A 26652-nucleotide genomic window follows, 5' to 3' on the forward strand; every position below is an offset into this window, starting at 1 on the left:
CGTACCTTCGTACAGTGGGACGGGCACCGCGCCGCTGCCGATACTCGCCGCACTTGCAACCGGCGCTGGCCGAGGGGTGTGGGATGTCGTTCCTGATCGTGCTGGCCGCGCTGTGTTTCCTGATGTTCGTGGCCTACCGCGGCTACAGCGTGATCCTGTTCGCGCCCATCGCGGCGCTGGGCGCGGTGCTGCTGACCGACCCTTCGCTGGTCGCGCCGATGTTCACCGGCCTGTTCATGGACAAGATGGTCGGCTTCCTGAAGCTGTACTTCCCGGTATTCCTGCTGGGCGCGGTGTTCGGCAAGCTGATCGAGATCTCCGGCTTCTCCAAGGCCATCGTCGCCGGCACCATCAAGGTGGTCGGCGCGCAGCGCGCCATGCTGTCGATCGTGCTGGTGTGCGCGCTGCTGACCTACGGCGGCGTGTCGCTGTTCGTGGTGGTGTTCGCCGTGTATCCGTTCGCGGCGGAGCTGTTCCGCCAGAGCAACATCCCCAAGCGGCTGGTGCCGGGCACGATCGCGCTCGGCGCCTTCACCTTCACCATGGACGCGTTGCCGGGCACGCCGCAGATCCAGAACATCATCCCCAGCTCGTTCTTCGGCACCAACGGCTGGGCCGCGCCGGTGCTGGGCACGATCGGCGGCGTGTTCATCCTGATCGTCGGCATGACCTATCTTGAATGGCGCCGTCGCGTGGCCGCACGCAATGGCGAGGGCTATGCCGGCAAGGACGAGTTGCGCAACGAACCCGAAGCCTTCAGGGGCGACAAGCTGGCGCATCCGCTGGTCGCGATCCTGCCACTGCTGCTGGTCGGCGTGGCCAACTTCCTGTTCACCCGCTGGATTCCCGGCTTCTACGGCGAGAGCCAGTCGTTCGTACCGGCCGTGATCGGCAATCCGGCGCCCGTGGTGCAGGAGGTCGCCAAGGTCGCCGCCATCTGGGCCGTGCAGGGTGCGCTGCTGGTCGGCATCGTCTCGGTCCTCCTGTTCGCGTGGAAGCCGGTGTTCGCCAGCTTCGCCGAAGGCACGAAGAGCGCCATCGGCGGCGCGCTGCTGGCCTCGATGAACACGGCCTCGGAATACGGCTTCGGCGCGGTCATCGCCGCCCTGCCCGGCTTCCTGGTGGTCGCCAACGCGTTGCAGGCCATCCCGGATCCGTTGGTGAACGAGGCCATCTCGGTCACCGCACTGGCCGGGATCACCGGCTCGGCCTCGGGCGGCATGAGCATCGCATTGGCGGCGATGGCCGACAGCTTCATCGCCAACGCCAACGCGGCCGGCATCCCGATGGAGGTGCTGCACCGGGTGGCGTCGATGGCCTCCGGCGGCATGGACACCCTGCCGCATAACGGGGCGGTCATCACGCTGCTGGCGGTGACCGGCCTCAGCCACCGGCAGTCCTACAAGGACATCTTCGCCATCACCCTGATCAAGACGGCCGCCGTGTTCGTCGTCATCGGCGTGTTCTACGCCACCGGCCTGGTCTGACGCCACCGCTGGCGTGACCGGCCTGTGCGCGCGGTCGCAAACGGCGTACGGTTCTTGGCCAATACTCCCTGCATTCCGGGGATAGCAGGGAAAACCGCATGGCGTACTACACCGTCCCGTGGCGTCGACTGTTCGCGCGCGGCACGTGGCGACGCAAGACCGTCGCCGCACGCGCACGCATCGATGCCCGCATCCAGGCGAAACCCCAAGCCGCCTCGCCGAGCCTGGACACCCAGGTCCGCCAGCGCCTGAACCGCCTGTACGGCTGGAAGGGCGGCGAACGCGCCAGCCCGAAGGACACCACGCCGGCACCGGAAGCCGTCGCCGTGGCCAGCGGTGGTCGCGTGATGATGGGACAGTCGAATCCTGTCCTCGTGACCATGGCGCGCCCACCCTTCGCGGTGCAGGCACTGAACAACCTCAGCTACGGCGCCACCGCCGCCACCGTCGCCGAATTCAACGCGTTGGGCAGCAGCGACCGGCAGCGGCTCGCGAACTACGTGGACTGGCAGCTCAACTGGGATGCGATCGACGACAGCGCCGTCACCACCCGCCTCACCACCGCCGGCTACACCACGCTCAACAAGTCGTTGACCCAGCTGTGGGCAGACCACGTGGTGCCGGACCCGGAATACAGCATCCGCATTCGCCCCGCCAACGAAGTGCAGCGCGCGGCCTTCGTGCGCGCCGTGTATTCACGCCGGCAGCTGCGCGAGGTGCTGGTCAACTTCTGGCACGACCACTTCAATGTCCTTGCGTCGGATTTCAGCACCGGGCCGGTGTTCGTGCACTACGACCGCGACGTGATCCGCGCCAACGCCAAGGGCAATTTCCGCGCGATGCTGGAAGCGGTGGCCCAGAGCACGGCGATGCTCTACTACCTGGACAACATCAACAATTCGCGCTCGGGCCCGAACGAGAACTTCGCCCGCGAACTGCTGGAGCTGCATACGTTCGGCGCCGAGAACTACCTCGGCTTCATGGACCCGTTCCAGGTACCGCCCTGCCCCGAGGATCCTGCCTACCCGATCGGCTACACCGACATCGACGTGTACGAGACGTCGGCGGCCTTCACCGGCTGGTCGGCGAAGACCGGACACTGGCAATTCCCTGCCGAGAACGACGGCACCTTCGCGTATCGGCAATCGTGGCACGACGCCGGCCCGAAGTTCCTGCTCGGCATGCTCATCTATCCCGAACAGCCTGCATTGAAGGACGGCCGCGACGTGCTGGACCGGTTGGCCAGCCATCCGCGCGTGGCCAAGTTCATCTGCAAGAAGCTCATCCGCCGCTTCATCAGCGATACGCCGAAGCAGGCGCTGATCGACAGCGCGGCGGCGATCTTCCGCGCCAACTGGCGCGCACCGAACCAGATCGAACTGGTGCTGCGCCACATCCTGAATTCCGACGACTTCATCAACAGCTTCGGCCAGAAGAACCGTCGCCCGTTCGACACCACCGTCGCCGCGATGCGTACGCTGGGCGGCGACTGGACGATCCGCCTGGACCACGGCCGCAGCGGCGATTTCATGTGGCTGTACGGCTTCACCGGCCACATGCCGTACAGCTGGCCGGCGCCGAACGGGTATCCGGACGCCGGACTGGCGTGGTCGGGCGCGAATTCGTTCGCGATGACCTGGCGCCTGCTGGGCTGGCTGACCGAGAGCAAGGATGGCGAAGTGCCCCTGCATCCGATCGTCGACACCACGCGCGCGAACGTGGCCGTCGGCAACTGGACGGCGAACACCCTGGTCACCTGGTGGTGCACGCGCCTGCTCGGCTACCAGCCGGAGGCCGCGCGCAAGCAGGCGCTGGTCGCCTTCCTGGCGCAGAACGGCGATCCGAACACCTACGTCATCACCGACACCAACGCGTGGCAGGGCAGCGACCTGAAGCGGCACTACAACCACGAGCGACTGCGCAGCGTGGTGGCGCTGATCCTGATGACCCCCGAATTCATGAGCCGCTGAGGCCCCGATGACCGACTTCCGAGTAACCCGACGCGAGTTCGTCAAAGGCTGCGGCGCGGCCGCCATCGTCGGCACCACGGGCGGCAGCCTGATGTTCGCCGATCCGGTCGATGCCGCCGTCAACAGCTACGACACCGTGGTGCACCTGTTCCTGCGCGGCGGCATCGATGGCCTGAACCTGGTGGTGCCGATCGACGGCGTGGATCGCGGCTTCTACGAAGAAGCGCGCCCCAGCCTGCAGATCGCCACCAGCGGTGCTTACGGCGCATTGCCACTGACGCTGTCCGGCGGCGCGACCACCGGCTTCGGCCTGCATCCGTCGGCCACCGGCCTGCGCGACCTGTGGAACGACGGCAGGATGGCCATCGTGCACGCGTGCGGCATGGCGACCACGGTGACGCGCAGCCACTTCGACGCGCAGCTCTACATCGACCTCGGCACGCCGGGCAAATACGGTTCGCCCAGCGGCTGGATGGCGCGCGCGTGGGAAACCCGACCGAACGGCGCCGGCACCCTGCCCGCGCTCGGCGTCAGCGGTACACAGCCGGCCGGCCTGATGGGCGCGATCGACGCGCTGACCATGAGCAGCCCGTCCGACTTCTCGCTCAACACCACGGCCTGGAGCTGGCAGCGCACGCGGACGGATTCACCCAGCGGCCTGCGTGGCGTCAGCGAAACCGTGGCCTCGCTGTGGAATGGACAGACGGGCCTGGAGAGCAGCGGCCGCCGCGCCGACGGCGCCCTGCGCCTGGTCGGGCAGCAGGGCTATGCCAGCCTGCCGGCCAGCTGGCCGACCGGCAACTTCGCGCAACAGCTGTGGACCATCGCGCAGAGCATCCGCTTCGATCTGGGCCTGCGCTACGCCACGCTCGACCTCGGCGGCTGGGACACGCACGAAGGCCAGGGCACCGCAGGCAGCGGCTACAACTACTACCAGAACAAGATCGCCGAACTCTCGCAGGCACTGGCCGCGTTCTATGCCGAACTCAACGGCACCGGTGAAATGGCGCGCGTGACGGTGATCGTGCAGTCGGAATTCGGACGCCGCGTGCGTGCCAACGCCAACGGCGGCACCGACCACGGCTACGGCAATCCGATGCTCGTGCTCGGCGGCCCGGTGAACGGGCGCCGCTTCTATGGCAGCTGGCCCGGCCTGAATCCGGAAATCCTCTCGCCGACCTTCGGCGATGTGCCGGTGACCACCGACTACCGTCGCGTGGTATCGGAAATACTGATCCGTCGCATGGGCAACGCCAACCTCAGCCAGGTCTTCCCCGGCTACACCGGCTACGCCCCGCTCGGCATCATGCAGGGCACCGACCTGGCACCGAAGGTCGACGAGAACACTGCGGCCACGGCCGCCTCGATTCCGTCACTGGTGGCGCCGGACACCTCGTCCCCGACGCTGGCGCCGGAACAGCCGATCGAACGCGCCGTGCCCGACTGGCAGCGTCGTGGCCCGGTGGACCGCATGCTGGTGCGACGGGAGCGATGAGGCCGCTGCTTGTCCGCCGTTGGCGTGTGTGCTGATCTACGCGCATCGTCGGGAACATCGGGAAATACCGCATGGAAGCAAAGCACCTCGCGCGCGCATGGATGCTGTCCGCCCTCGCGCTGATCCCTGTCGCAGCCGGGATCGGCTGGTGGAGTGGACGCGCCAGCATCACCTCGTCCTCGGAACCTGCGGACGCCCCTCCTGCCGTTCCCGATGCCGTTCCGGATACCGTGGTCACCACGTCGAGCCCTGGCTCTCGTGCACCCCTTGCCACGGCCGGCCAGCCGCTACCGGATCTGTCTGCACCGTTGCGCACCATCCCGCCGGAGTTGAAACGTCGCGCGGACGGCGGTGAGCCGGGCGCCGCCTGTCGTCTCGCGGCAGAAATGGAGTTGTGCGAGGACATCCGCCGCAGGCTGGATGAAGCCGCCACCAACCTGAACTTGCAGGGTTCATGGGGCGGCCCGTTGAGCGCGAAACAACAGGACATGCGGCGGAACATGCAGCAGCGTGAGGCAGAGCGCAGCGAGCGCCTGCTGCAGGAAAGCACGCATTGCGAAGGCGTCCCCGCATTCTCTTCCCGCGAACGGGTGCACTACTGGCGCAGCGCGGCGATGGGCGGCAGCCTGGCGGCCATCAACTATTACGTGATGGGACGTCCGTTCCGGCCCGAGAACACGCTGGCCGACCTGGACGCATTGCGGCAGTTCCAGCATGAAGCCGCCACCATTGCGGAGCGCGGCGTGGCTTCCGGCGATATCCAGACCACGATTGCCCTGGCCGAAGCCTATTCCCCCCTTAGCAGACGCCGCAGCCTGCTCAGTCAGGCCGTCTCACCGAACGCCAGCAAGTCGCTGGCGCTCTGGCTCCAGACTCAATCCCTGCTCGACCAGCCACCGCCAGGCGGCCGCCCGCAGGGGCATCTGTTTGCGTCCGGGATCACCGAGCTCGAAAAAACCATGGACGCCGCCACCCTGCGCCTCGCACGTGAACAGGCGTCGGCTTATCGGCGTGAGGCGCCGACACCTGCCCTGGTGACGACCCCGCGTTCCGGCAACACCATGGCCAGCGGCGGACCAGAGGTTCTGCAGCGCGAATTCTGCAGCCGATGACGCCTCATCTCGGCTGCGTGTGCTCAACCGCCGCGTGTGTGCCTCGCCTTCCGCCGTTCCGTTTCCTTCTCGCTCGCGGATTGCCGACCGAACCATAGCCTGCATGTTCGCTGCCCTTCGACGGCACCCGGATCGGCAGACCCACGTCGCGCCCCTCAGGAACGTCGGGGTCACAAGCGCCTCACATCCTCCACGCCTCCCCCGCGTCAACGCGCGGGGACAGGCGAGACGGCGCAACGCGAGTTCAGGCCCGCCACCACGTCGCGATTGGCCAAGGCCACGGCAGCGCCCAGATCCTCATAGAGTTCTTCCTCGCTGCCCCACCAGTTGACGGAGGGAGCACGCGGACGGACGAGGAACGGTGTCGTGCCGTCGACAGCCACTTCCAGCACCACGACAGGCGTGTTGATGCCGTGCTGCTGGCTCATGTACAGGCGCTTCAGCCGGACCACTGCGTCCAGCGCACCGGCGCGCTTTTGCTCTGCCAGACCGGAAGCGAGCAGTTGATCCCTGACCAGCGTGGCCGCTCCCTCGAAGCGCAGCTCGCGATTGCCGAACATGCCCGCCGACTCGCCGGCGGGCCGCGCATCCACCACCTCCACCAGCGTGACCGGGCAGCGCAGCGGCGTGGCGACGCCCTGCACCGTCAACCGCGTCGGCTGCAGCGCCGTCGTCTCCGTCATGCTGACGCAACCGCTGGCCGCCAGCGCCGCGGCTAGCGCGAACGCGACGCCATGCCTCACGGCGTGCCTCCCTGCGTGGCGTCCACGGCCTCCACCGGTGCAGGCGTCGCGTCGACCGCGTCAGCGGCAGGCGCTTCCGGCGTCGACGTCGGCGCAGCGCCGACCTCGGCCACGACGCTGGCCTCTGCGGGCGTGGCAGCTGCCGCCACGGACGCTCGCAGCGCATCGGGCGACACCGGGTAGTAGCCGTGCAGGGCATCGCCCGAGTGCTTGCCCATGCGGCTCCACACCCAGTCCTTGCCCGTGCGCACGTGCTGCCCGTTGAACATGCGGCCGTTGAAGGCCGTCGAGCCCTTCTTCGGCGTCGCGCGCTCGGCCCGACCTTCCGCGGAGAAGTCGTAGGCCAGCATGTCGGTCACCTGCGCCACCCCCGTGTCGAGCAGCATCGCCAAGGGCGCGCTGCCGAGCGCTGCCCAGCGCACGGCGGTCTGCTCGGACTTCTCGCCGTCGACCGCGTCGATGGGGAAGTTGAAGTGGTACGTGTACGTCAACCGGTTGCGCACTTTCGGCTTGCCGTTGGACTTGGTTTCCCGGTCGATCAGATGCGCATTGACCTGCACCACCATGTTTTCGAACTTGGCGTCGATGGCGTAGCGCGGCACGATCACCAGCACGCCCGTGGCCGGCGCCACGCTGCAGCCGATCGAGGGAAACTGGGTGCCGGTCGCGGCCGGCGCATTGCACACGCTGATCTGTGGTTGCGGAGACAGTCCCTCGGACGGCAGCTTCTCGCGCAACGCGGCTTCCATGCGTTGATTGAACGGATAGTCGACCAACTGGTTGCGCAGCTCGGCCGCGCGCTCTTCGCCGTTGGACACCGCCGCCTTGTCGATCGCGGTCCCGATCAGTGCACCCAGCAGGCCGCCCACCGCAGCGCCTGTGGCCGCACCGTTGGCGGGCACATCGATGGCCAGTTCCTGCTGCGCCAGCACGATCTCGACGGGAAGTTGTTCCGCGACCGGCATCGCCGGCACTTCCGGCCTGGCCGCATACGCAGGCAACGACACGATGGCCACACCCGCGGCCGCATACCACAGCTTGTTCATGGAAGTCCCCCTGGATGGAATGGGCGACGCATGCGCGTCGCGCGATCCAGGCAGGTCGTGTAGCGGCATTACCCCTAACACCGCGCGCCTTCCTGGACGCGGCGAGTGTCGCCAAACCCAGGCGTTCCGGCAAGCCGCATCGCGGCATGCCGGGGTTACCCCGGCAACGCCAGCGCGCTTATGCCTTCCGCGCGTGCCACGCCTTCAGCAGTTCCGCTTCCTTCTCGCGGGTGATGCCGGCGTTGAGCTTGGCCTGGCGCTCGGCCGGCAGGCTGCGGAACCACGCCAGCAGATCCTGCACCGTGGTGGCCAACGGACGGAAGGTCAGGCCGGCGGCGATCGCACGCTGATTGCTGACCGAGCCGTAGCCGGCGTACTCGCTGTCCTTCGACGGCACCCAGATCGGCAGGCCGACCTGCTGTTCCTCCAGGAACTTCGGTGACACGTGCGTCAGCGTCATGCCGCCGCCGGTGACGGCCTGGCAGCCGTGCAGCATGGCGTCCATCGACAGCGTGTAGTCGGGGCCGCAGGCGTTGAAGACGCCGGTGGTCTTCGCTTCGGCCAGGCGGATCATCCACTCGCCCAGGTCACGGCCGTCGATGATCTGGATGGGATCGCTGCCCTCGCCCGGCACCAGGATCTCGCCGCCCTGCGCCACGCGGTGCGGCCAGTAGGTGAAGCGGTCGGTCTCGTCGCGCGGGCCGACGATGTAGCCCGGCCGCACGATGGTGACGTTCTTGCCGAACTGCTTGTGCGCTTCGGCCTCGCTCAGCGCCTTCAGCGGGCCGTACAGGTTGCCGATGTCGGCACGCAACGATTCCTGCGTTTCCGCCATCGCGTCCTTGCCCTTGTACTGCGCCAGCGCCGCGGTCTCGTTGATGCCGGGCCTGCTGCCGTCGGCATAGACCGAGATGGTCGAAATGAAGAGGTAGTGGCCGACGTTGCCCTTCAGCACCTTGCCCGCATCGCGCACCCAGAACGGGAGGCTGGTGGGGTTGTCGATGCAGACATCCCACTTGCGGCCCTTCATCGCGGCCAGGTCGCCGGTGTTGCGGTCGCCGTGCAGTTGTTCGACCTCGGATGGCCACTCAGGTGACGGCCGCTTGCCGCGGTTGAACAGGGTGACCTTGTGGCCGCGCTTCAGCGCGTAGTCCACCTGGAACGGCCCGGTGAAGCCGGTTCCGCCGAGGATCAGGATGTTCAGCGGTTTGGACGCCTTGCCGACCGGCTTGGCGTCGCTGGCGGCGGAGGCGAATGACGGCAGTGCGGCCGCGGCGGCGGCCAGTGCGCCCAGCTTGAACAGGTCACGACGGGTGGTCATGCGAGAGCTCCCCAGCATCGGTCAGGAAACCGACTAGATAGCACCGTCGCCGACGCCCTACCCCTGCCGGAAGTCGTTGTGACTTCCTGTGCGTCCCGCGCGGACACCCTCATGGACGACCTGGCCCCGGTCCCGGCAGGCGTTCTGCAGGGCTTCCGACGCGGGTATGCACAGATGCAGTGGCAGACCCCGGCGTGACCACGACGGCCCCGGGACCCTGTGCCGACCACGTGGGTACGAAAGATGGCCGACAACATCCAACGTTGGACCTTCGGGATGGAACGACGGATCAACAAGATCCAGCGCCCGATCTTTTTGACGGAACGACCGATCAAAAACATCCAACGCCCGGTCTTTTTGATGGAACGACCGATCAAAAACATCCAACGCCCGATCTTTTTGATGGAACGACCGATCAAAAACATCCACCGCCGGACGCTTCTGTGAGAAGAGGGGTGCAGGATCGGGGACATCGACGGCGCTCAGCGGCGTCACGCCCCGCCCGACACCGCGACGGTGACCGCGGCCGCCCCTACCCGCCCTGTGCGTTGGTCCCGTGAAGGGGCCACCTGAAAGGAGACGTGCGATGCCCGCTTCGCAGTCATTGATGACCACCCGCCGCGGCGAGTTCCGCACGCTGTACCGCGCCCTCGCCCGCAAGCCCGCCGCCTTCGCTTCCACGCCCATCGTGTTCTGCGAAGGCGATTCGTGGTTCTCCACGCCGCTGGCGATGAACCTGCTGGACTGGCTGGTGTTCCCGGCGCCGAAGGATGAGAAGAAAGGCGTGCCCCTGTTCGGCGCCGGCGGCCTGTTCTTCCGCACCGAGGACAGCGGCGACCTGGCCGTGGACATGTTCACCGCGCGCGGCATCCGCGACCTGTCCACGTGGTACCGCGGCTTCGAGTTCGACCTGGTGCTGGTCAGCGCAGGCGGCAACGACTTCGTCGACACCTTCCTGCAGACCACGTTCCGCGGCGCTGCACCGATGAGTCCGTCCGCCGCTTTCCAGCGCGTGGTCGACACCGGTCGCTACGACGAGGTACTCGCACGCTATCGTGCCTTCATCACCGCGTTCCAGGCCATCCGCCCGCACACCCCGATCCTGGCGCACACCTACGACTACCCGCGCGAACTCGGTCGCGCCGCACAGCTGACGCTCGGCAACCTGGGCGCCGCCGCGCTGCTGAAGAAAGGCGTGGGCCCGTGGATCGGCAACAAGGTCGCGCACGTGCTGCCGCGGATCGAACAACAGCGCGAGTTCGCCCGCCTGCTGATCGACGGCTTCGTCGAGCGCGTATTGATCCCGCTGCGCGACGACCGCACCACCGGCAAGGTGTTCGACTTCGTCGACCTGCGCGGCGTGCTGACCAACAGCAATCAATGGTTCGACGAGATGCACCCGACGGGCGCGGGCTTCGCCGCGCTTGCGACCAAGTTCCGCCAGCAGATGCGGGCGAAGCTGGAGATCAAGCTGGGGTGAAGGCTGTACCTGGCTTCGTAGGATGGGTTGAGCGTAGCGATACCCATCAAGCAGCTCACCTGCCACGATGATGATGGGTATCGCCTTCGGCTCAACCCATCCTACGGGCTACGGACTAGGGTGAGATGTCCCGTGGTTTTGCAGGAACGGGCTTGTTCCTTGTCGCCCTGAATTCGTCGATCCTGGCGTCGACATCCCTGTCGATCTGTCGCCACGACATCAGGTGCCGGGTGGAGAACGAGTAGTCGATCTCCACACCATCGCGCCCGGTCCTGGTCACGCTGCAGGCCGGCGATGGCGCGACCATCCGTGGGCAACGCAGCATGAAGTATCCCTCCCCTTCCCTGATGTAGACATCGTCTCCCTTGCTTTCGTCCTGTCCCGTGTGGTTATCCCAGTAGCGGGTCAATCCGTCGAGCTCACTGGCGAGCGGCGTCAGCCTGCCCGTGCTGTTCATCCGCCTCAGCCACTCGTCCATGGGGTACAGCGAACCGGGCGGCCGGATCATGAGGTGGATCTTGTTGCCGTAGCCCAGCCGCTCGAACTCGTCCCTGACCGAGTCGTCGTAGGGCCTGATGCCCGGCAACAGCGCGGTGATGGAAATCGCGCCGACCCGCGAGAATTCCGTTTTCGGATTTGGCCACCGGCCACGTCGCTTGATAGCCTCGCCGTAGTGGTAGGCGAGCGGAATTTCATAACGGTAGCCCGCCAGTTCGTAGCGCACGGGCGTGTGGAGATCCGCTCCACCGCCTCCGTCGATGCATCCCGACAACAGGGCCGCCAGAAGGACACCGGGCCAACGCCAGCTCACGGCCGGCACACGTGCAAATCCTCTCGCCTGTCGACTCATCCGCATGGAATGCCTTGTCATGCGACCTCCCGGAGTGTGGTAACCGCTGTGAAGCCGCGAACTGTGCAGAATGGATCGAACCACCCTGTTCCGCATCCTACGGTTCAGTGCCAGGTATCTTCCAGATACCGCGGCTTGCAGGCGAGATAGCCACCGATCACCAGCACCACGATGCAGGCGGACAGGAACGCCATCGGCAGCGCCCAGCCATGCGTGTGTTCGTGCAGCAAGCCGAAGGTCAGCGGCCCGGCGCAGGACAGCGTATAGCCCACGCCCTGCATGAAGCCGGACAGCGAGGCCGAGCCTTCCGGCGTGCGCGTGCGCAGGTTGATCATCGTCAGCGACAGCGGGAACGTGCTGGGGCCGAGTCCCAGCAGGGCCACCCACAACCACGGTGCGGCCATCGGCGCCAACAGCAGGCCGGCGAACGCGGCGGCGTAGAAGCCCGCGCAGACCACCACCACGATGAAGGGATTGCGCATGCGCACCGCGATCTGCGGCATCGTCAGCGACGCCACCAGCCCCAACGCCGAGAACAACGCCACCATCGTGCCGCCGAGCGCGGGCGTGCCGCCGGCTTCGACCAGCAGCTTGGGCAGCCACGTGAACATCGAATACGTCACCAGCGAGGTCATGCCGAACATCAGCGCCATGCCCCAGGCCACCGGCGAGCGCCAGGCACGGCCTGTGGGGCGCGGCGTCGCCAGTTCGGGCGCTTCGTCATCGACGGTCACTGCCGCGTCGTGCACGCGGGCCATTGGGCTCTTGTGTGCTCGCTCCTGCCACAGCAGCAGGCACCACGGCACCGCAGCGGCGGCAGCGAACACCGCCCACAGGCCAAGCGAAATGCGCCAGCCGGCGGCGTCCATCACCGGCACCGCGACCAGCGCCGGCAGGATGGTGCCTGCCTGCAGCACGGTGATGTACAGCGTGCTGACCGTACCGACGCGATCGGCGAAATAGCGCTTCACCAGCGGCGGCAGCACGATGTTGCCGATGCCCATGCCAGCCAGCGCCGTCAATGAAGCCGCCATCAAGGCCGTCGTATCGCCCGCCGCACTGCGCAGCAGCAGGCCGAGCATCGCCAGCAGCATGGCCAGCAGCGCGGTCCGCTCCAGGCCGATGCGGTGCGCCAGCGCGGGCGTCGCCACGCCGAACAGCGCGAACGCCGCGGTCGGCAGCATGCCGAACACGCCGGTCATGGTGGCACCGAACCCGAACGTGGCCCCCAGCGTATCCAGCAGCGGCGTCAGCGACGTGACCGCCGTGCGCAGGTTGAACGCGGACAGCACGATGCCGAGCAGCACCAGGCCGCGGCCGGACCAGAGCGATGCAGGCGCGGCCGACGTTGTCTTCATGGAATCCATGCCCGTCATTATCGGCGATGGCGTGCGACAGCACGTTGCAGTCCCAAGGACGATGTGTCCCGCGTGCTCCGAAGGCCTGCTCGCCTCCACACGATCACCTGCGGCCGGCTTGCCGTGTCCATAACGGGCTGTGTCCGTCTCGCGGCGTTTCCCCGACTGCTCCCATCTACAGCAAGTGTGGCGTGCTACCGCGACACCCGCCGGAAGGAAAGCTCGAATCCTCGCTTTTCAGGCTTGCGAGGCCAACGCCGGTTCGGCAATTACGGCTCGCCCTGGTCCTGCCAGGGTTGGAACCACCTTCTTTTCAGACGCCTGCCGCTTTCGCCGGTCGAGGCCGGCGCGACGGCCACACCATGAAGAGCACGGTGACGATGGCAAGCAGCCAGCAGTAGTGCACCTTGCCCATCAGCGCGAGCGGCGACAGCCCGGCGAGCGAGGCGGCGAGCAGGATCTGCGCGCCATACGGCAGCAGGCTCTGGACGATGCAGACGAAGATGTCGAGCACGCTGGCGGCACGCGCAGGCGGCACGTCATGGCGTTCGGCGATATCGCGCGCAACACCGCCGCTGATCAGGATGGCGACCGTGTTGTTGGCGGTGAACACATCCGTCAACGACGCCAGCGCCGCGATGCACCACTCGCCGGTGCGGCGACCGGTACTGCCGCGGGCGAGGCGGGAAATCCGGCCCGCCAACCAGTGCAGGCCACCGCTGGCCTTCATCAGTGCACCGAGACCGCCGATGAACAGCGCCAGCAGGGTGATCTCCACCACGCCTTCGAAACCGGCGTAGATATCGTCGGTGAAGGTCGGCAACCCGTAGTCCTGCGGGCCGAAGAAGAATCCGAACGCACCGGCCACCACCAGACCGATGGTCAGCACGACCAGCACATCGAGCCCACTGACGGCGAGTGCCAGCACCAGCACGTACGGCAGCACCAGCCAGGGCGAGGCCGGTTCGGCGGCTTCCACCGGGGATGCGTCGCCTACCACCGCCAGCAGTACCAGCGTCAGCAGCGCGGCGGGCAAAGCGATCTTGATGTTCTCGCGGAATTTCTCGCGCACCGTGCAGCCCTGGGTGCGGGCGGCGGCGATAGCCGTGTCCGAGATGACGGACAGGTTGTCGCCGAAGGTCGCGCCACCGATCACCGCACCCACCACCAGCGCACGGTCGATGCCCGCCGCATCCGATACACCCAGCGCGATCGGGGTGACCGCGGCGATCGTGCCCATCGACGTGCCTACCGCCAACGACAGGAAGCCGGCGACCAGGAACAGGCCGGGCAGGATCAGCGCCGGCGGCAGCGCGCCCACGCCCAGCGAAACCACCGCATCCACGGCACCGATCTGCTTGGTGACCATCGCGAACGCGCCCGCCAGCAGGAAGATCAGGCACATCAGCACGATGTTGCTGTCGCCGATGCCCTGCAGCAGCGTGTCCATCGCCTTGACGCCCGCGCGATGCGCGATCCACAGGCCCAGCGCAATGGCGGGCAGGATCGCCACCGGTGCATGCAGCCGGTAGAACCCCATCGCATCGCCCTGCCCGGTGTAGTACAGGCCGGCACCGAAGAACAGCGCCAGGAACAGCAGCAGCGGAGTCAGCGCGAGGGCACTGGGGCGGACGGACATGAACAGGGCCTTCTGCGTGGGCCGCGGATTGTGCGTGCCCTTCGCCTCGCATCCAACCTCATGGATGGGACGTACGCAAACAAAAACGGGACGCTGCGCGTCCCGTTGCTGTCCCGCCCGGCCGAAAGGCTCAGACGCGGCTGGCGATCGCCTTGGCGAACGACATGGTGTTGCCCTGGCCGCCCAGATCCGGGGTCAGCGAATCCTTGGCTTCCAGCGTGGCGATGATCGCCGCGCGCAGGCGTTCGGCCTTGTCCGGCTGGCCCAGGTGGTCGAGCATCTGCGCCGCGCCCAGCAGCAGCGCGCACGGATTGGCCACGCCCTTGCCGGCGATGTCCGGTGCAGAGCCGTGGACGGCCTCGAAGATCGCCGCGTCGGCACCGATGTTGGCACCCGGGGCCAGGCCCAGGCCGCCGACGAGGCCGGCGCACAGGTCGGAAATGATGTCGCCGAACAGGTTGGTGGTGACGATGATGTCGAACTGCTCCGGACGCATCACAAGTTGCATGCAGGTGTTGTCCACGATCATCTCGTTGGTCTCGATGTCGGGGTACTGCGCGGCGACTTCGCGCGCCACCTTCAGGAACAGGCCCGAGGTGGTCTTCAGGATGTTCGCCTTGTGGACGATGGTGACCTTCTTGCGACCGGTCTTGCGGGCCAGGTCGTAGGCGTAGCGCACGATGCGGTCGGAGCCCTTGCGGGTGATCTTCTGCGTCAGCAGCGCGGTTTCGCCGTCTTCCGAGATCGACTGGCCTTCACCGATGTAGGCGCCTTCGGTGTTCTCGCGCACGGTGATCAGGTCCACGCCATCCGCGAAGCGCGACTTGGTGTTCGGGAACGACTTGGCCGGGCGCACGTTGGCGTACAGGTCGAAATGGCGGCGCAGCGCGACGTTGATCGAGCTGAAGCCCTCGCCCACCGGCGTGGTCAGCGGGCTCTTCAGCGCCACGCCGTTCTTGCGGATCGAATCCAGCGTGGCCTGCGGCAGCAGGTCGCCGTGCTTTTCCAGCGCGACCAGGCCGGCGTCGGCGTCTTCATAGGTCAGGCCGACCTTCAGCGCGTCCAGCACGTACAGGGTGGCGTCCATGATCTCCGGGCCAATACCGTCGCCGCGGATGACCGTAATCGTCTGGGTCATTGAGTGGGGTTTCCGAACAGGGGCGCGCGCCGGACAGGGCCACGACGGGCGCGAAAAGGAAGATTTGTCCTGCAATTATGCCCGAACGGCCGGGAAGCCCCCAAATCGACCATGGTCTGAGACGCGGTTCACGGCATGGCCGCGGAGGTCAGCCGTGATCGTGCGCCGCCGGCGTGTCCGCCTGCCCGCCTTCCAGCTGATCGAGGAAGTCCACCGCCCGTCGCAGGTGCGGGATGACGATGGAGCCACCGACCACCAGGCCCACCGAGAAGGTCTCGAAGAACTCCTCGCGCGTCACGCCGGCCTCCTTGCACTGGGCGACGTGGTAGCTGATGCAGTCGTCGCAGCGCAGGACCATGGAGGCGACCAGACCCAGCAGTTCCTTGGTCTTCACGTCCAGCGCGCCTGCCTGGTACGTCTGCGTATCCAGCGCGAAGAAACGGCGGACGACCTGGTTGGGCTCGTCGAGGATGCGCTTGTTCATGCGCTGACGGAACTCGGTGAACGCCTTCACCCGGTCCTGGCTGTCGTCGGCGGCGCTCACGCGGCACCTCCGGCCAGCAGCGCGTCCAGCTTGCCCGCGCGGTGCAGCGCGATCATGTCGTCGTAGCCGCCCACGTGCACCTCGCCGACGAAGATCTGCGGCACGCTGGTGCGATTGGCCTTGGCCATCATTTTTTCGCGCTCGGCCGGATCGAGGTCGATCCGGACCTCGGTCCAGGTCCGGCCCTTGCTCTTCAGGAAGTTCTTGGCTGCCACGCAGTACGGGCAGATGGCGGTGCTGTAGATCGTGATCTCGGGCGCGCTGGCGCCCTGCGAGGTGTCGCTCAAGGGAATCTCCGGAACGAAGGGGGCGGATGCCGGTCTGACGCAATATCGGGGGCCGGTCGTGTGCTTCCAGTCAAGGCGGCAGAACAGTGCGGACCGCCATCGGTCCGGTTAACCACGTATTCACTCGCCCGGATCGACGACCGGTCATCCTGATGAAGACGCCCATTATCCGCCACGGAGCCACGATTGCGTCCCTTGCTGCTCGCTACCGTCCTGACCCTGACCCTCGCGGCACCGCTGGCGGCCTCGGAGGAGAGTCGTCTGCCGGACATCGGCTCCTCCGCAGGCGAACTGCTTACGCCGGCACGCCAGGCCCAGTACGGCGGGATGATGCTGCGCGAGCTGCGCAATTACGGCTATCTGCTGGAGGATCCGATGGTCACGGACTGGCTGCAGGGCGTCGGCGGCCGGCTCGGCTCGGACAGCGACAATCCACAGCAGGCCTATACCTTCTTCATGATGCGCGACCGGCAGATCAACGCCTTCGCCACGCTGGGTGGCTATATCGGCATGAATGCCGGCCTGGTGCTGACGGCCGACCGCGAGGACGAAGTGGCCGCGGTGCTGTCGCACGAAATCGCCCACGTGACCCAGCAGCACGTCCTGCGCGGCGTCGAGCGGGCGCAGCGCGACCAGATCCCGATCCTGCTCGGCATGCTGGGCGCCATCGTCCTGGCCCAGGCGGCCGGCGGCAGATCCAGTGGCGACGCCTCGCAGGCGGCGGTCGCCTCGGCGATGGGCCTGATGCAGCAGCGCCAGATCGACTACACCCGTTCCAACGAGTCCGAAGCCGACCGCGTCGGCATCCGCACCCTGTCCCGCGCGGGCTACGACATCGACGCGATGGCCGGCTTCTTCGCCAAATTGCAGCAAGCCACCCGCGTCGCCCGCGGCAGTGGGCGCGAATCGGTTCCGGACTACCTTCAGACCCACCCCGTCACCACCACCCGCATCAGCGAAGCCCGCCAGCGTGCCGACCAGATGCGGGGCGACCAGGTCACGGCGATCACCAGCGTGCCCGGGGGCGAGCGGGTGGAACGCTTCGACCGCACCGGCATCACCCTGCCTGAAATCCCCAGCGACAATCCGTTGCTGCCGATTCCCGTCACCCTCCCCTCGCTGGCGCTCCGCCAAGGCGACAGCGGCCAGTTCGACTGGGCTCGCGAGCGCCTGCGTGCGCTCAGCGCCAGCACGCCCTCCGCCGCCGTGCATGAGTACGAAACCCTGCGGCGCCAAGCCGGCAAACCATTGACCGGACCGCAGCGCTACGGCCTGGCGGTCGCCCACCTGCAGGGCGGCGATACCCGCACCGCGCTCACCGAACTCCAGCGCCTGGTCGACGAGCACGACGACAATCTGTGGGTGGCGCTGTCGCTGGGTGAAGCCGAATCGCGTACCGGCAACGCCGCGGCGGCCAACCGCCGGTTCGATGCGCTGATGCAGCGCTACCCCCAAAACCGCCCGGTGGCCCTGACCTACGCCAAGGTGTTGAACGAGCAGGGCGGTCGCGAAGCCGGCCTGCGCGCGCAGGTCGTGCTGCGGCCACTGATGGCACGTGCAGGCGACGACCCGGTGTTCCAGCAGCATTTCGCCCGGGCCAACGAACTGGCCGGCGACGCGTCCCGCGCCGGCGAGGCGTATGCCGAAGCGGCCTATCTGAACGGACGGCCCGAGCAGGCACTGATCCAGCTTCAGAATCTCAAGAAGCAGAGCGACCTGGATTTCTACACCCGCGCCCGGGTCGACGCCCGCATCGCGACGATCACCCCGGAAGTACTGGAACTGCGCCGCCAGGGCGTCCGCGATCCCGACGTGGGGCGACGCTGACCGGTGGTCGGGCGGTCGTTGTGACACTCCGACGGCATGTCATGTAAACGTCACAAAATTGTCGTCTACTGGCACGGTCCCTCCTCCCCTCCGGATCCTGCGTGCAGAAGCACATCCTGATCGTCGACGACGAGCCCGCCATCCGTGACATGGTGGCGTTCGCCCTGCGCAAGGGCGAGTACGAACCGATCCACGCCGGCGACGCCCGCGAAGCCCAGAACGCCATTGCCGACCGCGTTCCCGACCTCATCCTGCTCGACTGGATGCTGCCCGGCACCAGCGGGCTCGAACTGGCCCGCCGCTGGCGCAAGGACGCCATGACCCGCGACGTGCCGATCATCATGCTCACCGCCCGTGGCGAGGAGAACGATCGCGTCGGTGGGCTGGAAGCGGGCGTCGACGACTACGTGGTCAAGCCGTTCTCCGCCCGCGAACTGCTGGCCCGCATCCGTGCGGTGATGCGCCGCTCGCGCGACGACGACGAGGATGGCAGCGTCGCTGTCGGCAACCTGCGCATCGACGGTGCCGCGCACCGCGTGTTCGCCGGCGACACCCCGGTGGCCATCGGCCCGACCGAGTACCGCCTGCTGCACTTCTTCATGACCCATCCCGAACGTGTCTACTCGCGCACGCAGCTGCTCGACCACGTCTGGGGCGGCAGCGTCTACGTGGAAGAACGGACCGTCGACGTGCACATCCGCCGCCTGCGCAAGACACTGGAACCGCACGCACTGGAGAACATGGTGCAGACCGTGCGGGGCTCCGGCTACCGCTTCTCCGCGGCGATGTGACCCGCCGGCGGGCACAGGGTCGCCAACGCCGGCTGTCACACACATCTGACACAATCGATCCATGCCCCATGACATCCGCACCGCCTGGTTCAAGACGCTCGGCCAACTGGCGCTGATCCTGGCGGCGGCGGTCATCGCGGGCCTGCTGCTGGGGCAGGTGTGGCCGGTGGTCACGCTTGCCGCGCTCGGCGTCGTGGCATGGCATTACTGGCGGCTGCGGAAAGTGCTGCTCCGGCTGACCGCGCGCAAGCGCATGGAACCTGCGCAAGGCCGGGGTGTCTGGAACGAACTGGACCGCCTGCTGTTCCGCGGCCAGGCCGAGATGCGCACCCGCAAGCGCCGCCTGCTCGACATGCTGCGCGCCTACCGGGCCGCCGCGGCCGCCCTGCCAGACGCGGTGGTGGTGGTGGAACGCAACAGCCAGCGCGTGCAGTGGTTCAACAAGGCCGCCACCAGCCTGCTCGGCCTGCAGTACCCGGCCGACATCGGCGCACCCGTCGGCGACCGCCTGCAGCCGCTGCCGATGTCGCACTGGCTGGCCGCCGGCCGCAATGCCGAACCGATGGCCGATGCCGCATCGCCGGTCGATCCCCACCTGCGCCTCAACCTTCGGCTGATTCCCTACTCGGACGAGTACTGGCTGCTGGTCGCGCGCGATGTCAGCAAGATGCTGCGGCTGGAACAGATGCGCCGCGACTTCGTCGCCAACGTCTCGCACGAACTGCGCACGCCACTGACCGTCGTGCATGGCTACCTCGACATGCTGGAGCCCACCGAGTATCCGGACTGGGCGCCGATGCTGTCGGAGATGCAGAAGCAATCCCAGCGCATGACCCAGCTGGTGGAAGACCTGCTGACGCTGTCGCGGCTGGAAGCACAGGACAGCCTGCCCGACGAGAACGTGGCGATGGTGCCGATGCTGGCCACGCTGCGGCGCGAAGCCGAGGCGCTGAGCCAGCGCCGCCACACCATCGTGATGCAGGACGAAGCCAACCTCGACCTGTCCGGTTCCAACAAGGAACTGCACAGCGCGTTCTCCAACCTGGTCAGCAATGCGGTGCGCTACACGCCGGTCGGCGGCACGATCACGGTGCGCTTCGCGCGCGAAGGCGATGGCGCGGTGCTCAGCGTGCGCGACACGGGGTATGGCATTCCCACGTCGCATCTGCCACGCATCACCGAGCGCTTCTACCGTGTGTCCACCAGTCGCTCGCGCGAAAGCGGCGGTACCGGCCTGGGCCTGTCGATCGTCAAGCACGTGCTGAACCTGCACCAGGCCCGCCTCGAGATCGAGAGCGAGGTCGGCCAGGGCAGCGTGTTCTCCATCCATTTCGGTGCCGAGCGCGTGGAACCGCGCCTCGATGCTTTCAGCCCACTCACTACGGATAGCCAGACCGCATGAACGCCGCACTGGACACGACGCCCATCCCCGCGACCGGCGAAGACGCGCTGCGCGATCCGACGCTCTACCTCAACCGGGAACTGTCGCAGCTGGACTTCAATTTCCGCGTGCTGGCACAGGCCCAGGATCCGTCCGTGCCGCTGCTGGAGCGGCTGCGCTTCCTGTGCATCTCCTGCACCAACCTGGACGAGTTCTTCGAGATCCGCGCCGCCACCGTGCGCCATGCGCTCGACTTCGGACTGCCGCCGGGTGCGGATGGGCTGAGTCCGTCGACCGTGCTCAACCACATCCACGACCGCGCCGCCGAGCTGGTGGATGCCCAGTACAAGTGCTGGAACGACGTATTGCGGCCGAGCCTGGCCGACGTCGGCGTGCGCGTGTTCAGTCGTGCCAGCTGGACGGCGCGACAGACGCGCTGGCTGCGCGCCTACTTCCGCAACGAGATCATGCCGGTACTGTCGCCGCTGGGCCTGGATCCCGCGCACCCGTTCCCCAAGATCCTCAACAAGTCGCTCAACATCGTGGTGGTGTTGAAGGGCAAGGATGCCTTCGGGCGCGCGGGGCACCTTGCCATCGTGCGCGCACCGCGCTCGCTGCCGCGCATCATCCACCTGCCGCAGCGCGTGGCCGGCGGCCAGCACGATTTCGTCTTCCTGTCCTCGGTGCTGTCGGCGTTCGTCGACGAACTGTTCCCCGGCATGGAGGTCAAGGGCGCGTACCAGTTCCGCGTGACCCGCAACTCCGAGCTGATCGTGGACGAAGAGGAAGTGGAGAACCTGGCGCTGGCGCTGCGCGACGAACTGGTGGGACGCGGTTACCGGCCTGCGGTACGGCTGGAGATCGCCCACGATTGTCCGAAGCCGATCGTGCGCACGCTGCTGCAGAACTTCGCGCTGCCGGACAATGCGGTGTACCGCATCGATGGCGCGGTCAACCTCAACCGTGTGGTGCAGGTGTACGACATGGTGCACCGCCCGGAACTGAAGTATCCGGTATTCACGCCCGCGCCCCACCACGAACCGGAAGCGATCTTCGAACGCGTCGCCGAACGCGACGTGCTGCTGCATCATCCGTTCGATTCCTTCGCCGCCGTGCTGGACCTGATCAAGCAGGCCGCCGTCGATCCCAACGTGCTGGCGATCAAGCAGACGCTGTACCGCACCGGGAAGGACTCGGCGATCGTCGAGGCGCTGGTGCAGGCCGCCCGCAACGGCAAGGACGTCACCGTGGTGGTGGAACTGCGTGCGCGCTTCGACGAGGACGCCAACCTCGGCGTGGCGGACCGCCTGCAGGAAGCCGGCGCGCAGGTCGTCTACGGCGTGGTGGGCTACAAGACCCACGCCAAGATGCTGCTGATCGTGCGCCGCGAAGGCCGCAAGCTGCGTCGCTACGTGCATCTGGGCACCGGCAACTACCACAGCGGCACCGCACGGGCCTACACCGACATCGGCCTGCTCACCGCCGATGCCGACATCGGCAACGACGTGCACCTGCTGTTCCAGCAGTTGTCGGGCCTGGCGCCCACCACCAAGCTCAAGCGCCTGCTGCAATCGCCCTTCACCCTGCATCCGGGCCTGATCAGGAAGATCGAGCGCGAAGCCAAGCTGGCCAAGGCCGGCAAGCCCGCGCGCATCATCATCAAGATCAACGCGATCAACGAACCACGCATCATCCGCGCCCTGTATGCCGCCTCGCAGGCCGGCGTGCAGATCGACCTGATCGTGCGCGGCGCCTGCGCCGTGCGTCCGGGCGTGCCCGGCATCTCCGACAACATCCGGGTGCGCTCGATCGTCGGCCGCTTCCTGGAACACAGTCGCCTCTACTGGTTCGGCAACGGCGGTTCGCCGGAACTCTACTGCGCGAGCGCCGACTGGCTGGAACGCAACCTGCTGCATCGCGTGGAGACCTGCTTCCCGATCCTCGACAAGCATCTCGCCGCGCGCGTGTTCAAGGACGGGCTGCAGAACTATCTCGACGACAACTGCAACGCCTGGGAACTGCAGTCGGACGGCAGCTACGTCAAGCTGACGCCCGGCGACGACACGCCGCACTCGGCACAGGGCACACTGCTGGCGAAAGCGTGATGCGACCAATGGACGCAGCACGTGGCGCTGCGTGCTGCCGGCCGATTGCAGCAATACGCAGTCCCTTTGGCTAAACTGACTGCATGGCGCCCCTGACCTCCCCCACCTCCCCGCCGCTCCAGGACGGGGACCTGCTGGCCGCGATCGATCTGGGTTCCAACAGTTTTCACATGATCGTCGCGCGCTCGCTGCTGGGGCAGCTGCGCGTGGTCGACCGGTTGCGCGAAACCGTGCGCATGGCCGATGGCCTGGACAGCAAGGGCGGCCTGTCCGCGGCCGCCCGACAACGTGCCCTCGACTGCCTCTCGCGGTTCGGCCAACGCATCCGCGACATTCCCGCCACGCGCGTCCGTGCGCTGGCCACCAATACCGTGCGGCAACTGCACGACCCGCAGGATTTCCTGTCCGCCGCGGAAGCCGCGCTGGGCAAACCGATCGAAGTCGTGTCCGGCCGCGAGGAAGCCCGCCTGATCTATCTGGGCGTGGCACATGCGCAGCCACCGAAGTCGAGCCAGCGCCGCCTGGTCATCGACATCGGTGGCGGATCGACGGAGTTCATCATCGGCCGCGGCTTCGAGACGCTGGAACGCGAAAGCCTGCAGGCCGGCTGCATCGCCAGCACGCGCCGCTTCTTCCCCGGCGGCAAACTGTCGCGCAAGCGCTGGAAGGAAGCGCTCACCGAGATCGGCGCGGAGTTCCAGCAGTTCGCCGGCCTGTACCGCAATCTCGGCTGGCAGGAAGCCATCGGTTCCTCGGGCACCAACAAGGCCATCGGCGAAATCTGCGCCGCGATGAAGCTGACCAAGGGGGCCGTCACCGCCGAGGCCTTGCCGCAGGTGCGGGAGAAGCTGCTGCAGGCGGACCGCATCGAAGACATCGATCTGCCGGGCCTGTCCAGCGATCGCCGCCCGATCATCGCCGGCGGCGTGCTGGTGCTTGAAGCCGCGTTCGAAGCCCTGGGATTGCAACGCCTGATGGTCAGCAAGGCGGCGATGCGCGAAGGCATCCTGTTCGACATGCTGGGCCGCGGCAGCGAGAACGATCCACGCGACCTGTCCACGGCGGCGCTGATGCAGCGCTACGGCATCGACGAGTTCCAGGCCGCGCGCGTGGAGGCGACCGCGATGCGCCTGTTCGAACAGGTCGAGGAAAGCTGGGGCCTGGACGACGACGACGCCCGCATGCTCGGCTGGGCCGCACGCCTGCACGAGATCGGCCTGGTGATCGCGCACAGCCAGTACCACGTGCACGGCGCCTACGTGCTGGAGCACTCCGACATCGAAGGCTTCTCGCGGCAGGAACAGCAGGTGCTGTCGGCGCTGGTGCGCACGCACCGTCGCGGCATACCGAAGACCGCCTTCGATGCCCTGCCCGACCGCCTGCTGCTGAGCGCCAAACGCAAGGCCGCGCTGCTGCGCCTCGCCGTGCTGCTGCACCGCTCTCACGACGCCGAAGCCATTCCGCAGCTCGATGCGACCGCCAGCGGCGACCGCCTGGACCTGGTGGTCAGCAAGAAGTGGATCGATTCCCGCCCGCTGCTGCGCTCCGACCTGGTCGGCGAACCCGAGGACATGCAGGGCCTGGGCGTGGCATTCAAGCCGTTCGTGGCATGACCTCGGTGACACGCACTCGAATGTGACTTGAGGTTACACTCGGACCTGCCCCGGATCTGCGGCGTGGTCTACCCGACTTGCCCCACGCCATCCTCCCCGACCGTCCTTGCGGCGGGGGCTGCTCCGAGTGCCGACGATTCGTCGCATGAGCGCATTCAGGAGGAAGCCCGTGATCGACAGCAAGAAGGGTGAGGATGCATTGACCGATGCCTGGCTCGACGGTGGGCCGGGAGCCGTGGCGATCGCGCGCAACGTCGACCGCCTGCTGCAGGCGGTGCGCCGCCACCTCGACATGGACGTGGCCTTCGTCAGTGAATTCCACGGCAGTCATCGCATTTTCCGGCATGTCGCCACGCGACTCGACCGTGCGCCGATACGCGCCGGCGACTCCAGCCCGCTTGAAGACGGCTACTGCATGCGGGTGGTCGAAGGCAGCATTCCGCAGCTGATCCCCGACACCGCGGCGATCCCCGCGCTCGAGCATATTCCGGAAACGCAGCTCGTCCCCATCGGCGCGCACATCAGCGTGCCCATCCAGCTGCGCGACGGCCGCGTCTACGGCACGTTCTGCTGTTTCAGCCTGGCATCCAACCTCTCGCTGAGCCAGCGCGATCTGCACATGATGCGCGCCTTCGCCGACCTGCTGGCCTACCAGATCGACGGCGACCTCGACGCCGTACAGGCGCACGAGGAGAAGGTCGCCCGCATCACCTCCGTGCTGGAACTCGGCCAGCCGCACATCGTGTACCAGCCGATCTACCGCAGCAGCACGCGACGGATCGTCGGCGTGGAATGCCTGTCGCGCTTCGAACTGGAACCACGGCGCACGCCGGACGTCTGGTTCGCCGAAGCGCGCGAGATCGGCCTGGGGGTGCGGCTGGAGCTCAACGCCATCCTCTCCGCACTCGATGGCCTGCGGCAGACCACTGGCGACTTCTACGTGGCCTTGAACGTGTCGCCGCAGACCATCATCAGCGGCGGCATCGACGGCTACATCGATGATCTCGACCCCCATCGCGTGGTGCTGGAGATCACCGAACACTCGCTGGTGGACGACTACAAACTGCTAAACGAGCGGCTGCTGCCCCTGCGCGAGTCCGGCGTGCGGATCGCAGTGGACGATGCCGGCGCGGGCTACGCCAGCATGCGCCACGTGCTGGCGATCCAGCCGGACATCATCAAGCTGGACCTCAGTCTGACCCGCGACATCGACAGCGATTCGCCGCGTCGCGCACTCGCGGCGGCGTTGATCGAATTCGCCCGCCAGACGCAGTCGCACGTGGTCGCCGAAGGCGTGGAAACGGCGACGGAACTGGCCGCGTTGCAGGCGCTTGGCGTCGACGACGTACAGGGCTACCACCTCGCGCGTCCACTCGAGGCCGATGCACTGGCGCGACGGCTGGCCGCCGAGCGTCGACGCTACTGACCTGCATCGGCGCTCTGCCATGATGCACGTCCTCTTTCACGCGACGGCACGATGAAGACCTATCTCCTCGCCGACGGCCTGCCGGTCTCGCGGCTCGCCTATGGCTGCATGCAGCTCAGCCGCGCGTGGGATGCCACGCCGGTCACCGCCGACGAACGCCGCCTGACGCAGCGCCTGGTCGAAACCGCGCTGGCCGGCGGCATCACCCTGTTCGATCATGCCGACATCTACGCACGCGGCAAGTCGGAACAGGTGTTCGGCGACGTGCTGCGTGCTTCGCCCGGATTGCGTGAGCGGATGGTGCTGCAGTCGAAGTGCGGCATCCGCTTCGCCGACGATCCGCCCGGCACGCCGGGCCGCTACGACTTCAGCCAGGCGCATATCGTCGCGTCGGTCGAGGGCAGCCTGTCGCGGCTGGGCGTGGGCCATCTGGACGTGTTGCTGCTGCATCGCCCGGATGCACTGGTGGAACCGGAAGAGGTCGCGAAGGCCTTCGATACGCTGCACACCGCTGGCAAAGTCCGCCACTTCGGCGTCAGCAACCACACCGCCGGCCAGATCGCGTTGTTGCGCCGCCACGTGCGCCAGCCTCTGGTCGCCAACCAGGTGGAAGTCAGCCTGCTGCACCATCACCTGATCGACGACGGCGTGGTCGCCAACACCACCGGCCATGCCTACGCCTCGGCGGCCGGCACGCTGGACTACTGCCGCCTGCACGATCTCCGCATGCAGGCATGGTCACCACTGGCCGGCGGCAAGCTCGCCACCACGTCGGAGTTCGCCGACCCGGTGATCCGCGCGACGTCAGCACTGCTGCACCAGCTGGCGGAGGAGAAAGGCGTCACGCCCGAAGCCATCCAGCTCGCCTGGCTGCTGCGCCACCCTGCCGGGATCCAGCCCATCGTCGGGACGACCGATCCGGTCAGGCTCGCGGCGTGCTGCGCGGCGGATGGCGTCACGCTGAGCCGGGAGGAGTGGTACGCGTTGTTTACCGCAGCGCGAGGCACTCGGGTGCCGTGACGGACGACCAGCGGCTGCA

Annotated in this window: 22 protein-coding genes; 13 read left to right on the top strand and 9 right to left on the bottom strand. The window is 67.2% G+C overall.

The annotated features are described in order from the left end of the window. The first annotated feature begins 83 nt into the window (after positions 1-83). From AX730_RS11755 to AX730_RS11770, 4 genes are all read left to right on the top strand, one after another. Positions 84-1487, top strand: coding sequence for a GntP family permease (locus AX730_RS11755; RefSeq protein ID WP_062356587.1), 1404 nt, complete (start codon positions 84-86; stop codon positions 1485-1487). A 98-nt stretch (positions 1488-1585) separates the two neighbouring features. Continuing rightward, positions 1586-3457: a DUF1800 domain-containing protein gene (locus AX730_RS11760; protein ID WP_062356590.1), complete on the top strand. Its 1872-nt coding sequence runs from the start codon at positions 1586-1588 to the stop codon at positions 3455-3457. A 7-nt stretch (positions 3458-3464) separates the two neighbouring features. Then, positions 3465-4952: a DUF1501 domain-containing protein gene (locus tag AX730_RS11765; protein WP_062356593.1), complete on the top strand. Its 1488-nt coding sequence runs from the start codon at positions 3465-3467 to the stop codon at positions 4950-4952. 71 nt (positions 4953-5023) lie between these two features. Continuing rightward, entirely contained in the window at positions 5024-6064 is a 1041-nt protein-coding gene (locus tag AX730_RS11770; RefSeq protein ID WP_062356596.1) for a hypothetical protein, read from the top strand. A 206-nt stretch (positions 6065-6270) separates the two neighbouring features. Here the strand turns inward: AX730_RS11770 and AX730_RS11775 are convergent, their stop codons facing one another. The 3 genes from AX730_RS11775 to AX730_RS11785 form a co-directional block, all read right to left on the bottom strand. After that, entirely contained in the window at positions 6271-6807 is a 537-nt protein-coding gene (locus AX730_RS11775) for a hypothetical protein (RefSeq protein WP_157074215.1), read from the bottom strand. Further along, on the bottom strand, positions 6804-7853 hold the full coding sequence (locus tag AX730_RS11780) for a hypothetical protein (RefSeq protein ID WP_062356601.1): 1050 nt from the start codon (positions 7851-7853) through the stop codon (positions 6804-6806). Before AX730_RS11780 ends, AX730_RS11775 begins: the two co-directional genes overlap by 4 nt. A 178-nt stretch (positions 7854-8031) precedes the next feature. Then, complete coding sequence (locus tag AX730_RS11785) at positions 8032-9174, bottom strand: NAD-dependent epimerase/dehydratase family protein (RefSeq protein WP_062356604.1); 1143 nt, start codon at positions 9172-9174, stop codon at positions 8032-8034. 243 nt (positions 9175-9417) lie between these two features. Between AX730_RS11785 and AX730_RS18890 the strand changes: the two genes are divergently transcribed. Next, positions 9418-9621: a hypothetical protein gene (locus AX730_RS18890; protein ID WP_157074216.1), complete on the top strand. Its 204-nt coding sequence runs from the start codon at positions 9418-9420 to the stop codon at positions 9619-9621. Between the two features lie 139 nt (positions 9622-9760). After that, positions 9761-10654: a hypothetical protein gene (locus AX730_RS11790; protein WP_157074217.1), complete on the top strand. Its 894-nt coding sequence runs from the start codon at positions 9761-9763 to the stop codon at positions 10652-10654. Between the two features lie 115 nt (positions 10655-10769). On the opposite strand, the gene AX730_RS11795 is transcribed toward AX730_RS11790, so the two are convergent. The 6 genes from AX730_RS11795 to grxC all read right to left on the bottom strand — a co-directional run bounded on the left by AX730_RS11795 (position 10770) and on the right by grxC (position 16470). Further along, positions 10770-11378, bottom strand: a complete 609-nt coding sequence (locus tag AX730_RS11795; protein ID WP_062356609.1) for a hypothetical protein — start codon at positions 11376-11378, stop codon at positions 10770-10772. A 230-nt stretch (positions 11379-11608) separates the two neighbouring features. After that, positions 11609-12862 carry an MFS transporter gene (locus AX730_RS11800; protein WP_062356937.1) on the bottom strand — a complete coding sequence of 418 codons (1254 nt, stop codon included), beginning with the start codon at positions 12860-12862 and terminating at the stop codon, positions 11609-11611. A gap of 313 nt (positions 12863-13175) precedes the next feature. After that, positions 13176-14501: a Na+/H+ antiporter NhaC family protein gene (locus AX730_RS11805; protein WP_062356611.1), complete on the bottom strand. Its 1326-nt coding sequence runs from the start codon at positions 14499-14501 to the stop codon at positions 13176-13178. A gap of 130 nt (positions 14502-14631) precedes the next feature. Beyond that, positions 14632-15639, bottom strand: a complete 1008-nt coding sequence (locus AX730_RS11810) for an isocitrate dehydrogenase (RefSeq protein WP_062356614.1) — start codon at positions 15637-15639, stop codon at positions 14632-14634. A 148-nt stretch (positions 15640-15787) separates the two neighbouring features. After that, on the bottom strand, positions 15788-16123 hold the full coding sequence (locus AX730_RS11815; RefSeq protein ID WP_407071488.1) for a carboxymuconolactone decarboxylase family protein: 336 nt from the start codon (positions 16121-16123) through the stop codon (positions 15788-15790). Positions 16124-16179: 56 nt separating this feature from the next. Beyond that, positions 16180-16470: a glutaredoxin 3 gene (gene grxC / locus AX730_RS11820; RefSeq protein ID WP_232310241.1), complete on the bottom strand. Its 291-nt coding sequence runs from the start codon at positions 16468-16470 to the stop codon at positions 16180-16182. A gap of 186 nt (positions 16471-16656) precedes the next feature. On the opposite strand from grxC, the gene AX730_RS11825 reads away from it, so the two are divergent. From AX730_RS11825 to AX730_RS11855, 7 genes are all read left to right on the top strand, one after another. Further along, positions 16657-18297: a M48 family metalloprotease gene (locus tag AX730_RS11825; RefSeq protein ID WP_062356623.1), complete on the top strand. Its 1641-nt coding sequence runs from the start codon at positions 16657-16659 to the stop codon at positions 18295-18297. Between the two features lie 101 nt (positions 18298-18398). Continuing rightward, positions 18399-19088 (top strand): phosphate regulon transcriptional regulator PhoB, encoded by a 690-nt coding sequence (gene phoB, locus AX730_RS11830; RefSeq protein WP_062356626.1) that lies wholly within the window; start codon positions 18399-18401, stop codon positions 19086-19088. Between the two features lie 61 nt (positions 19089-19149). Further along, a complete protein-coding gene (phoR, locus tag AX730_RS11835; protein WP_062356629.1) occupies positions 19150-20490 on the top strand; it encodes a phosphate regulon sensor histidine kinase PhoR in 1341 nt (446 codons plus the stop codon). Further along, positions 20487-22574 carry a polyphosphate kinase 1 gene (gene ppk1 / locus AX730_RS11840; RefSeq protein ID WP_062356633.1) on the top strand — a complete coding sequence of 696 codons (2088 nt, stop codon included), beginning with the start codon at positions 20487-20489 and terminating at the stop codon, positions 22572-22574. The genes phoR and ppk1 overlap by 4 nt, the downstream gene beginning before the upstream one ends. Before the next feature lie 92 nt (positions 22575-22666). Continuing rightward, positions 22667-24187, top strand: coding sequence for an exopolyphosphatase (gene ppx, locus AX730_RS11845; protein WP_198147177.1), 1521 nt, complete (start codon positions 22667-22669; stop codon positions 24185-24187). A gap of 169 nt (positions 24188-24356) precedes the next feature. Continuing rightward, positions 24357-25613, top strand: coding sequence for a sensor domain-containing phosphodiesterase (locus AX730_RS11850; RefSeq protein ID WP_062356640.1), 1257 nt, complete (start codon positions 24357-24359; stop codon positions 25611-25613). A gap of 51 nt (positions 25614-25664) precedes the next feature. Further along, positions 25665-26633, top strand: a complete 969-nt coding sequence (locus AX730_RS11855; RefSeq protein ID WP_062356643.1) for an aldo/keto reductase — start codon at positions 25665-25667, stop codon at positions 26631-26633. Positions 26634-26652 lie beyond the last annotated feature (19 nt).

Source organism: Pseudoxanthomonas mexicana, from assembly GCF_001556105.1.
Lineage (GTDB): Bacteria > Pseudomonadota > Gammaproteobacteria > Xanthomonadales > Xanthomonadaceae > Pseudoxanthomonas_A > Pseudoxanthomonas_A mexicana_A.